The sequence below is a fragment of the Pseudomonas sp. TNT2022 ID1044 genome, assembly GCF_028656895.1.
Taxonomy (GTDB): Bacteria; Pseudomonadota; Gammaproteobacteria; order Pseudomonadales; family Pseudomonadaceae; genus Aquipseudomonas; species Aquipseudomonas reinekei.
On record NZ_JAMDHB010000013.1, the window covers coordinates 92,109 to 103,772 of the forward strand.

The window sequence follows — 11,664 nt, forward strand, 5'->3', positions numbered from 1 at the left end:
TTGGTGCGGCTGTCTTTTATTCCTCACGTCCTTGCGACCCCCCCTGCACAGCCGCCAGACGCGCCTGACATCGCGCTCGCAGCAGCCCTTTTAGAGTCTGGACTCATCTGAAAAGAGGTCCAACTCGATGCCCGCACAACACAAATACCGACCACAACATCTTGCTTTGGCGATAGCACTTGCCTTGGGTTGCGCTGAATTTGCGCAGGCTCAAGAACCGTTGGATGAACAAGTTCTTCCAACGAAAAAAACGTCGCAGGAGCTGATAAAAGAATTCGATGCGCTCAACAAAACAGCAACGCCCCATAACGTCAAAAAGACACAGAACTGGGGTGAGCTTTTGCTTACCGAAAAAGACGATTTGGTAAAGGTCCTCACTCACGAGACTTACGCCGGGATACTGGACGGTGGTGCTGGCGTGAACGGCATACAACTCGATGCTGCAAAAGGTGGAACGCTGGGCGAAAGTCGCCAGTTTCAACAGCTCGATGTGAAGAAGGGAGAATGGACGCTGACCGGTTCCGGCGATTTCAGCAAAGGTGCACTGGTTCGCTCAAAAACAACGCTCAACAATGAAGGTCACATCAAAGGCGATGCCTGGGTGCACGGTGCCCTCAAAAATACGGGGAGTATCGACGGCCACGTCGACATCTTCGAAAAAGCGACCTTCAGTGGCAACGGAACCGTAGGTGCCTTGAACGTTCAGGGCCACATGCTCGTCAACCGGGCGCAGGGTGCGCCAACGGTAAAAGGCGACATGACCCTCAGTAAAACTGCGGTCGTTTCCTATGAGATCAACCCGGATGGTTCCAGTGAAACCATCAAGGTCGATGGCACTGCCCATCTCGGGAACGCGACCCTGATGGTGGTCACGACCGAGGGTGAATTTCCGCTGACCAGTGAGTACACCGTCATTGAAGCCGAAAAGATTGAAGGCGAGTTCGGCGAGGTTCCCAGTGATCGTGCCTACATGAAAGCAGAGGCCGAATCCCGTGAAAAGGCCGTCGTTTTACATTACTCCCGCAATGAGGTCCCGATTGAAAAGAACGCGATGAATAAAAACAGCGAAAATTTCGCAAAGGCCATTGTCAAACCTGAATCTGACACAACAGGACAATCGAAGAACGCCGCCGTCACCGCCCTCCTCGGCGCCAGTACCAAAAACGCTCCGTTGATCATCGAAATCCTGACCGGCGACAGCAACGCCAACCTCGCCAAAACCACCCTGAGCAGTGTCGCCCCGGTGAGCACCAGCATGCTCTCGGCCATGCGCCAGTTGGACCGTGCAGGAAACTCCAATGATCAAAACAACGCCCCTCGACTGGCCGCCGGCAGCAAAGGCAGCGGCCGGGTGTGGGTTCAAGCATTGGGTCATGGCGGCAAACTGGACCGCGACTTTCAGGACTTGAAATACTCCACGGAAGGCTTGGTGATGGGCGCGGATTGGGGTATCAGCGAGCATTGGTATTTGGGCGTGATCGGCGGTCAATCCGCGACGCGCATGGACAGCCGTGAACTCGACGGCAATCTCGACAGCTGGCACCTGGGCGTTTATGCCTTGCGCCAGAGTGGGCCTTTCGCCTTTCGACTGGGCGCGACCTACAGCCAGCACGATGGCGACAACAAACGTGAAGTCGCCTTCGCTGGCTTCAAGGACCGTCCGCAAGGTCGTTACGATGCCAGCACTCAACAAGCCTTCGCAGAAGCGGGTTACAACCTGGGGTCCGCGAACGTCAGCTTCGAACCGTTTGCCAGCATTGGCTATCAACGCTACCAACGCGACAACTACACAGAAAAGGGTGGCGCTGCCGCACTCAAAGTCCATGGGCAAAGTGATGAGAACCTGAGCAGCACCTTCGGGCTGCGCCTTGCACAGATCAATGGGCTGGATAACGGCATGCAACTGACGCCGCGTTTCAGCGCCGGCTGGAAACACACCTACGGTGAACTCTACAGCTACACCCGCCAACGTCTGGTGACGGGTGGTCGCGACTACACCGTGTACGGTGCGCCGCTGGACCGTGACAGGCTTCTGGTCGATGCCGGGCTGGATCTTCGGGTATCGGCCAACAACATCTTGGGCGTCAGCCTCAATGGCGAAGCCGGCAGTGATGGCCGCAGCTATGGCGTGACGGGGCAATGGCGGATAGCGTTCTGATTAACCACTGACTCAACACAGAACCTGTAGGAGCAAGCTTGCACCTACAGGGTATGTGGTGTTTGCCAGAATGAATTTGCAGGCGAAAAAAAAGGGGAGCACATGCCCCCCCGAGGTTTAAAGCGTTGTATCGAGGCTGTTAAATCAGCCTTCGATCTCGATCAGGATTTCGCCCGGATTCACGCGGTCGCCCTTGGCCACGTGGATGGCGGTGACTTTACCGGCGATGGCAGCCTGGACTTCGGTTTCCATCTTCATCGCTTCGGTAATCAGCACAGCCTGGCCAGCCTTGACGCTGTCGCCTTCCTTGACCAGCACATCAACGATGTTGCCCGGCATGGTGGTGCTGACGTGGCCCGGTGCAGTGGCTTGCTTGCGCTTGCTGCTGCCGCCACCGACGAATTCGTTGAGTGGTTCGAACACCACTTCTTCCGGCATGCCGTCGATGGACAGGTAGAAGTGACGCTTGCCTTCAGCCTTGACGCCGACCCCGGTGATGTCGACGCGATAGGTTTCACCGTGGACGTCGATGACGAACTCGGTCGGAACGCCTTCGCCACCGGCCGATGCAACACCGCCAGCCTCAGGAATCGGCAACAGCACTTCAGGCGTCAGGGTGCCCGCGGCACGCTCCTCGAGGAATTTGCGACCAATGTCCGGGAACATGGCGAAGGTCAGCACGTCTTCTTCGGACTTGGCCAGTGCACCGATGTCGGCACGCAACTTGGCCATTTCCGGCTTGAGCAGATCGGCCGGGCGCACGTCGATCACGTCTTCGCTGCCGATGGCCTGGCGACGCAGTTTCTCGTTCACGGTGCCTGGCGCCTTGCCGTAGCCACCTTGCAGGTACAGCTTCACTTCGTTGGTGATGGTCTTGTAACGCTCGCCGGCCAGCACGTTGAAGAACGCCTGCGTGCCAACGATCTGCGAGGTCGGGGTCACCAGCGGCGGGAAGCCGAGGTCTTCGCGAACGCGCGGGATCTCTGCCAGCACTTCGCCCATGCGGTTAAGCGCGCCCTGCTCTTTCAACTGGTTGGCCAGGTTGGAAATCATCCCGCCCGGTACCTGGTTGACTTGAACGCGGGTGTCGACGGCGGTGAATTCGCTTTCGAACTGGTGGTACTTCTTGCGTACGGCGTAGAAGTACAAGCCGATCTCCTGCAGCAATTCCAGGTTCAGGCCGGTGTCGAATTCGGTGCCTTTGAGGGCAGCCACCATCGATTCCGTACCTGGGTGACTGGTGCCCGAGGCGAAACTGGAAATCGCGGTGTCGATGTGGTCGGCGCCGTTTTCGATGGCCTTGAGCTGGCACATCGTGGCCAGGCCAGCGGTGTCGTGGGAGTGAATGAACACAGGCAGCGACTGCTCGGCTTTCAATGCCCGAACCAGTTCGCCCGTGGCGTACGGGGTCAGCAGGCCGGCCATGTCCTTGATCGCCACCGAGTCGCAACCCATGGCTTCCATTTGCTTGGCTTGCGCCACGAACGCGTCAATGGTGTGCACCGGGCTGGTGGTGTAGGCGATGGTGCCCTGGGCATGTTTGCCCGCCGCTTTCACCGCTTCAATCGCCACGCGCAAGTTACGCACATCGTTCATGGCGTCGAAGATACGGAACACGTCGATGCCGTTGACCGCAGCCTTGGCGACGAAAGCTTTGACCACGTCGTCGCTGTAGTGGCGGTAGCCCAGCAGGTTCTGGCCGCGCAGGAGCATTTGCAGGCGAGTGTTAGGCAATGCCGCACGCAGTTGGCGCAGACGCTCCCACGGATCTTCTTTCAGAAAACGTACGCAGGCGTCGAAGGTCGCGCCGCCCCAGCATTCCAGCGACCAGTAGCCGACTTTGTCGAGCTTGTCGCAGATCGGCAGCATGTCTTCAGTGCGCATGCGGGTGGCGAGCAGCGATTGGTGGGCGTCGCGCAGGATTGTGTCAGTAACGTGGATTTTCTTGGTCATTGGAGTATTCCTCACAGGCCTGCGTGGGCGGCGATGGCGGCGGCGATGGCCAGGGCCAGCTCTTCGGGTTTGCGCTTGATCGAGTAGTTGGTCAGTTCAGGGTGGCTTTCAACGAAGCTGGTATTGAACTGGCCGCTACGGAATTCCGGGTTACGCAGAATTTCCTGGTAGTACGCGGCGGTGGTCTTGACCCCTTGCAGACGCATGTCGTCCAAGGCTCGCAAACCACGGTCCATCGCCTCTTCCCAGGTCAACGCCCACACCACCAGTTTCAGGCACATGGAGTCGTAGAACGGCGGAATGGTGTAGCCGGTGTAGATCGCCGTGTCGGTACGTACGCCGGGACCGCCGGGTGCGTAGTAACGGGTGATCTTGCCGAAGCTCGGCAGGAAATTGTTTTTCGGGTCTTCGGCGTTGATCCGGAACTGCAGGGCAAAACCACGGTGGTGGATGTCTTCCTGTTTCACCGAAAGCGGCAGGCCGGAAGCGATGCGGATCTGCTCTCGGACGATGTCGATGCCGGTGATTTCTTCGGTGATGGTGTGTTCCACCTGCACCCGGGTGTTCATCTCCATGAAGTACACCTCGCCCTCGGCGAGCAGGAACTCCACGGTACCGGCGTTCTCGTAACCCACGGCCTTGGCTGCGCGCACCGACAGGTCGCCGATGTAGGCGCGCTGTTCCGGGGTCAGTTGCGGGCTCGGGGCGATTTCGATCAGCTTCTGGTTACGACGCTGGATCGAGCAGTCGCGCTCGAACAGGTGAACCACGTTGCCAAAGCTGTCGCCGAGAATCTGTGCTTCGATGTGCTTCGGATTGACGATGCATTTTTCCAGGAACACTTCCGCCGAACCGAACGCCTTGGTGGCTTCGGAAATGACCCGTGGGAAAGCCTGTTCGAGCTCTTCGCGGCTGTTGCAGCGACGAATGCCGCGGCCGCCACCACCGGAGGTGGCCTTGAGCATGACCGGGTAACCGATACGGTCGCCTTCGGTCAGGGCTTCTTCGATGCCCGACACGTTGCCTTCGGTGCCCGGAGTAACCGGCACGCCAGCCTTGATCATGCTGCGGCGGGCTTCGGTCTTGTCGCCCATGCGGCGAATCACTTCCGCCGATGGACCGATGAATTTGATACCGCGTTCGGCGCAGATGTCTGCCAGCTCGGCGTTTTCCGACAGGAAGCCGTAGCCAGGGTGCAGCGCATCGCAACCGGTTTCCACCGCCAGGTTCACCAGCTTGCGCGGGTTCAGGTAACCGGCCAGTGGCTCGGCACCAATGCTGTGGGCCTCGTCCGCACGCTTCACATGCAAGGCATGACGGTCGGCGTCGGAATAGATCGCGACCGAGCGAATGCCCATCTCGGCGCAGGCACGCACGATTCGTACGGCAATCTCACCACGGTTGGCGATCAGGATCTTTTTTATCACTTGGAGGTTCCCTTGAGCCGGTGGTACCCACGACCTGCTAGACCAGGTCGACGCGTGACCAAATGTTTCAGTTTGGTCGCGGCTCCACACTAGCGCTCACAAGGGATTAACAAAAATGAATAATTATTGGGTCACGCATAAGTAAAGACTTATAGTTGATGCATCAGCCAGCGGCGAGAGTGCTAACGAAATGCGTAAGTCATTGATGCGTATGACATTGCGTCAACTGCAAATCTTCAATGAAGTGTGCGATCTGAGGTCCTACAGCCGCGCAGCCGACGAAATGTCGCTCACACAACCGGCCGTAAGCCTGCAGATTCGTCAGCTGGAAGAGCTGATTGGTCAGCCATTGTTCGATTACGTCGGTAAAAAACTCTACATGACCGAGGCGGCCGAAGCACTGCAACGTGCCAGCCGGGACATTTTCGGGCGTCTGGAAAACCTCGATATGCAGCTATCGGACATGCAGGGGTCCTTGCAGGGCCAGCTGAAACTGGCGGTGGAATCAAGCGCCAAGTACTTCGTCCCGCACCTGTTTGCCGCGTTCAAGCGCCAGCATCCGGAGGTCAACCTGCTGCTGACGGTGGTCAACCGTGGCCAAGTGATTCGACGCCTCTCGGACAACCGTGATGACCTGGTCATCATGTCCATGGTGCCGCAGGACATGGGCCTGGAGTTCTTGCCATTCCTCAACAATCCGATCGTCGCCGTGGCGCCACCGAATCATCCACTGTGCCACATGGGGCCGTTGCGCTTGCAGGACCTGGAGCCTTACACCCTGCTGCTGCGCGAGCCCGGCTCGGGTACGCGAATGGCCTGCGAAGAGTACTTCAAGGAGAAGCGCGTGCACTTCAACCAGACTCAGGAAGTGTCGTCAGCCGAAGCTCAACGCGAGTGTGTGCTGGCGGGTCTGGGCGTGGCGCTGTTGACGCGCCATGCCCTGAACCTTGAGTTGGCAACCGGTGGACTGATCGAGCTGCCAATAGAAGAGTTGCCGCTGTTCCGCAGTTGGTGCCTGGTGCAGGCCAAGGCAAAACGCCTGTCACCGGTGGCTCACGCATTCCTTGCATTTGTGCGCAGCGAGCGGGTGCAGATCAGCGCCCTGGTTGAGCGTTTCGACGGGAAACGGTCGGTGCCGCCTGCCAGTAGTTGAGCTCCAGGTCTTCAGGAAAATCGCCAATCTCGGCCAAAAGCTGACGGCGCTCACAGCGATCCTCAATGGCGCGGCGAAATTCCATGCGGCGCTGATCTTCCTGCTGACGACGGGTTTTGACAGCGCTGTTGCGTTCTTCGTAGGGCTGGGCCATTTCGAGTCTCCCAAGGCGAGTACGGGAGCTTCAAGATAGGCGCGAGGGATGACGGTTTGGCGGCTCTGAAGTTACAGGCTGATGACAGTTTGTTCGGCTCTGTGGCGAGGGAGCTTGCTCCCTCGCCGCAAAGCTCCCCGCGAACCCGGGGATCAATCGTCCAGCGCTTTCACCGACTTGGGCGACAACCGCAAACTGCGCAGGCTGCGCTTGACGCTCTTGAGGTGGTTGACCAGGCTTGGCCCGCGCGCCATGGCCACGCCCATCGCCAATACGTCGATCACCACCAGGTGAGCGATACGCGAGGTCAGCGGCGTGTAGATCTCAGTGTCTTCGTGCACATCGATCGCCAGGTTGACGGTCGACAGCTCGGCCAACGGCGTCTGGCTAGGGCACAGGGTGATCAACGACGCCCCGCTCTCGCGAACCAGATTGGCAGTGATCAGCAGATCCTTGGAACGCCCGGACTGGGAAATGCAGATCGCCACATCAGTCGGCTTCAACGTCACCGCCGACATCGCTTGCATGTGCGGATCGGAATACGCCGCCGCCGTCAGCAGCAAACGGAAGAACTTGTGCTGCGCATCCGCCGCGACCGCGCCCGACGCGCCGAAGCCGTAGAACTCGACACGCTGGGCCTGGGACATCAGCGTCACCGCCCGCTGTAACTCCAGTGGGTCGAGCTTCTCTCGAACCTCCATCAGGGTATGCAGGGTGGTGTCGAAGATTTTCAGGCTGTAGTCGGCGACCGAATCGTCTTCATGGATCGCGAACTGTCCGAAACTCGCGCCGGCGGCCAGGCTTTGGGCCAGCTTCAGTTTGAGGTCCTGGAACCCGGAACAGCCGATGGCACGGCAAAAGCGCACGATGGTCGGCTCACTGATGCCGACACTGTGGGCCAGGTCGGCCATGGAGCTGTGCATCACGGCCGCGGGGTCAAGCAGCACGTGATCGGCGACCTTGAGCTCCGACTTGCGTAACAGGTGGCGAGACTGGGCGATGTGTTGCAGCAGATTCAAAGGGCTGGACTCTTTGTTATTGGCAGGTGCCGGGGATGTAGCACGCTTGTAGTTATACTACATGAATCGGCTTTTTGCCTGCTCAATGCGTTACCGAATCCCTCGATTTCAGGTGCCCGCGCCTCATGTAGCACTCATGGCGCGGGTCCGCCGAACAGGTTTTAAAGTCACAAGCTTATTGAGTTACTTATATAAAAAATAAAAAACACCGTTCCAAGGTCAATTAACAACAATACATGCCACCTTACAAATCCAAATAACAAAGTCCACCCCAAACAAACTTTAGCTGGGTATATTAGTTCCCGCAGGAAGCAAAACCCAATTAAAGGAGCTACATATCATGACTATTAAAACCAAAGACTGGACCGCACAAATCGATCGCATGCCAGGCGCCCCATCGTTCCGCACCTATGGCACCGTAACCGTTGCCCACACCGGCATCACACCGAAGCTGGAAATGACCGCACTGCAGGACAAGTCCTTCGACCTGCGCCTGGAGCTCAAACTGGAAACTTCCAATGAAGTTTCGCTGCAAGTCGAAACCGACAAGTTCGTTGAATACAAAGTACCGGGCAATTCCAATGTTACCGGCGTCAGCATCTTCTACGAAGGCAAGTTACTGCACCACATTGATAAAGTACTGATTACCAACTAAGAACTTATAACGCTTCCGGCAATCCGGGCGTCCCACAGACTCAGCTACTGAAGAGTGGGACGCCTCCTTCTCAGCCTGCGGCCTGCGCGTGCAGCAAGCCGGCCAGGGTTTCGGCCTCCACCGGACGGCTGACCAGATAACCCTGCACTTCATCGCAGCGCTCAGCTTTCAGGAAATCAAGCTGTTCGCGTCGCTCGACGCCTTCCGCCACCACCTTCAACGACAAGCCGTGCGCCATGGCGATGATTGCCCGGGTAATCGCCGCGTCTGCGCTGCCCTCCCCCAACCCACGGATAAACGCCTGATCAATCTTCACGTAGTCCACGGGAATCCGCTTGAGATAGCTCAGGGAGGAATAGCCGGTGCCAAAGTCATCAATCGCCAATTTCACGCCCAAGTCGCGTAGCTGCTGGAACGTCGCAATGATGTGCTCGACGCTATCGAGCAACTGGCTTTCGGTGAGTTTCAGTTCAAGGTAGCGTGGCTCCAGGCCGGTTTCTTCCAGTACTTGACGCACCAGACTGACCAGCTTGCCCTGCCGCAATTGATGCACCGACAGATTCACCGACACCCGAATCGCTTCAAGCCCCTGCCGCTGCCACTCACAGGCTTGCCAACAGGCCTGGCGCAGCACGAACTCGCCAATCGGCCCGATCAACCCGGTTTCCTCGGCCAACCCGATGAAATCCCCCGGTGGCACACGGCCCATGATCGGATGATCCCAACGCACCAAGGCTTCGGCGGCATTCAACTTGCCGGTGGCCAGGCACAGTTTCGGTTGGTAAAACACTTTCAACTGCTTCTCTTCCACGGCCTTTCGCAGTTGGTTTTCCAGTTGCAAGCGCTCCAGGGTGCTGGCCTGCAAACTATCGGTATAGAACTGGAAATTGTTGCCCCCCAGATGCTTGGCGTGTTGCATGGCCATGTTCGATTGGCTGACCAATGCCGAAATTTCCCGGGCGTTGTCCGGCAACAGGCTGATACCCATCGACGCACTGACCACCAACTCATGCCCTTCGATAGTCACCGGCACCCGCAACTTGCTCGCCAGACGCGTCGCTACCCGCGCGAGGCTCGACAGGTTGCCGTAGGAGTTGAACAGCACCGCAAACTCGTCGCCGGACAAGCGGGCGATGGTGTCGGCTTCCGGCAACGCATTCACCAGCCGCCGGGCCATCTTCTGCAACAACTGGTCGGCGATTTCATGCCCCAGGCTGTCGTTCAGCTGTTTGAAGCGATCCAGATTGATGTGCAGCAACGCCAGGCTGCGATAACCGCCCTGGCGCACTCGCTGATGCGCTTCGCTGAGTCGTTCGCGGAACATCGAGCGATTGGCCAGGCCGGTCAGTTCATCGTAATGAGTCAGGTAGCGCATGCGCTCTTCGGATTCCCGGCGAGCCGAGAGATCCGCGAAGAAGCCGACGATATGGCGGACATTTCCCCGGGTATCGCGCACAGCATTCAGTTGCAGCCATTGCGGATACATCTCGCCGTTCTTGCGGGTTTCCACCAATTCGCCTTGCCAGGTGCCGTGCTGTTCCAGCGCCTGATGAATCGCCGCGTAATGCCGACGTGCATCGCGGCTGCAAGGCAACTCAACGACATTGCGACCGATCATGTCTTCGATGTCATAGCCGGTCACCCGACTGAATGCCTGATTGATCGCGATCAGGGCGTAATTGGGATCGAAAATCACGATCCCTTCGCTGGCTGCTTCGAATACCGTCGCCGCCAATTGCCGCTGAGCTTCCAGACCTTTGCTGACGCTGATGTCGCGACGGGTGCCGACCATGCGAATCACCCTGCCGTTTTCGGCGCGCTCGACCGCCCGCCCGCGGTCCTCGATCCAGACCCAGTGGCCATCGCCATGCCGCACGCGGTACTCGATCTGATAGTCCTCGGTGCGGCCCTTCAGATGCTCGACCAGCGCCCTTTTCAGCGCGGGAAGATCCTCTGGGTGCAGCCGCGGCTTGAGGTGACGCAGGATGCCCGTCACCTGTTCCGGCTCCAGGCCGAACAATTCCTGAATCTGTGTGTGGTGAACTTCGTCGGTTTGCAGATTCCAGTCCCACAGCCCCAGTTCACTGGCCTTCAACGCCAGCGCCAGGCGCGCTTCACTCTTGCTCAGCGCCTGATTGGCGGCGTCCAGCTCCAGGCTGCGCTGGGCAACGCGGTTTTCCAGATCAATCTGGATTTCTCGCAGTTCGTCCTCGGCCCGCCGGCGTTGTTCGATTTCCTTGGCCAGCTTCTGATTGAGCTGATCACTGCAACTTTGCGCCTGCTGCAAGTGCTCGATGAGCGCCTGATTCTGAAAGCGTCGCATCAGACCGCGATCGATCAATCGATTGACCTGCCAGGCAACCACGCTCAGTGCGCCGAGCAAAATCAGCCCGAACCAGCCCCATCCTTGCTGCTGTTCGTCGCCGCCCCAAAACATGTAGGCAATGGCCGGCAACAGACAGGGCAAGGTAAATGACAGAAAGGCAGGCAAACTGACGGCGTAAGCCACGCTCGCTGAAAGTGCCGCGGCACCGATAAGACCGAAGACCCAGGCTTGTTGAATGAAGTTATCGGCGGGAACCAGGGCAATGCCGGCACCGGCCAGGGTCAAGCCGGTGAGGCCGGAGCCGAGCAAAAACATACGTCGCCAGATGGGGTGGGCCTGACGATTGGGAATGGCCGAATCGAAGGCTGCGACCTGAATCACCCGCAATGCCACCAGTGACAGCAGCCAAACCAGCCAGACCGTGACCAGGAAGTAACGCTGCGGACTCCAGAGCAAACCGGCGCAGACCAGACCATTGATCAACATGAACAGCGTCGGCAGCAAAGAGCCCTGATACAGCAGACGCGTGCGTTCGACCGCCATTTCCATGGCGTACTGTTTACGGATAACCCGGGGCTGCGCAGTGGGGCCCGACAGGTCGAGGCTGAGGGTCATAGGCGATATTCTTGTTCTTATAATGATGAGCATGAGCCCGAAACGTCGACGGAGCATACACAAGCAAGTGCCCCGACCAAACAGCTCCCGGTCAAAAAACAGACAAAATTATTAGCCAGCCGACCCGGTGCAAACGCCGCCAGCCGAGTGCTGCCAACGCTTGTGGACAATGACTGACCGGTCGTCCCGCACGCCTCTTTCATC

8 protein-coding genes are annotated in these 11,664 nt (G+C 58.4%); 3 read left to right on the top strand and 5 right to left on the bottom strand.

The window, feature by feature from the left end:
* Window positions 1–127 precede the first annotated feature (127 nt).
* Window positions 128–2,158 carry an autotransporter outer membrane beta-barrel domain-containing protein gene (locus M5G20_RS17540; RefSeq protein ID WP_273920132.1) on the top strand — a complete coding sequence of 677 codons (2,031 nt, stop codon included), beginning with the start codon at window positions 128–130 and terminating at the stop codon, window positions 2,156–2,158.
* 144 nt (window positions 2,159–2,302) lie between these two features.
* Here M5G20_RS17540 and oadA read toward each other — a convergent pair whose 3' ends face one another.
* Window positions 2,303–4,111, bottom strand: coding sequence for a sodium-extruding oxaloacetate decarboxylase subunit alpha (oadA, locus tag M5G20_RS17545; protein ID WP_150735866.1), 1,809 nt, complete (start codon window positions 4,109–4,111; stop codon window positions 2,303–2,305).
* A gap of 11 nt (window positions 4,112–4,122) precedes the next feature.
* Entirely contained in the window at window positions 4,123–5,538 is a 1,416-nt protein-coding gene (locus tag M5G20_RS17550; RefSeq protein WP_056854322.1) for an acetyl-CoA carboxylase biotin carboxylase subunit, read from the bottom strand.
* 190 nt (window positions 5,539–5,728) lie between these two features.
* Here M5G20_RS17550 and M5G20_RS17555 point away from each other — a divergent pair, with 190 nt between their 5' ends.
* Window positions 5,729–6,691: a LysR family transcriptional regulator gene (locus tag M5G20_RS17555; protein WP_273920133.1), complete on the top strand. Its 963-nt coding sequence runs from the start codon at window positions 5,729–5,731 to the stop codon at window positions 6,689–6,691.
* On the opposite strand, the gene M5G20_RS17560 is transcribed toward M5G20_RS17555, so the two are convergent.
* Together M5G20_RS17560 and hexR are read right to left on the bottom strand one after the other, a co-directional pair.
* Complete coding sequence (locus M5G20_RS17560; RefSeq protein ID WP_150735868.1) at window positions 6,633–6,845, bottom strand: PA3496 family putative envelope integrity protein; 213 nt, start codon at window positions 6,843–6,845, stop codon at window positions 6,633–6,635. The two genes, M5G20_RS17555 and M5G20_RS17560, sit on opposite strands and share 59 nt — an antisense overlap.
* Before the next feature lie 152 nt (window positions 6,846–6,997).
* Window positions 6,998–7,864 carry a transcriptional regulator HexR gene (gene hexR, locus M5G20_RS17565; RefSeq protein ID WP_007954250.1) on the bottom strand — a complete coding sequence of 289 codons (867 nt, stop codon included), beginning with the start codon at window positions 7,862–7,864 and terminating at the stop codon, window positions 6,998–7,000.
* Window positions 7,865–8,204: 340 nt separating this feature from the next.
* Between hexR and M5G20_RS17570 the strand changes: the two genes are divergently transcribed.
* Window positions 8,205–8,519, top strand: a complete 315-nt coding sequence (locus M5G20_RS17570) for a hypothetical protein (protein WP_150735869.1) — start codon at window positions 8,205–8,207, stop codon at window positions 8,517–8,519.
* 70 nt (window positions 8,520–8,589) lie between these two features.
* On the opposite strand, the gene M5G20_RS17575 is transcribed toward M5G20_RS17570, so the two are convergent.
* The gene (locus M5G20_RS17575; RefSeq protein ID WP_273920136.1) at window positions 8,590–11,460 is read right to left on the bottom strand and encodes an EAL domain-containing protein; all 2,871 of its coding nucleotides are present in this window, start codon (window positions 11,458–11,460) and stop codon (window positions 8,590–8,592) included.
* Window positions 11,461–11,664 lie beyond the last annotated feature (204 nt).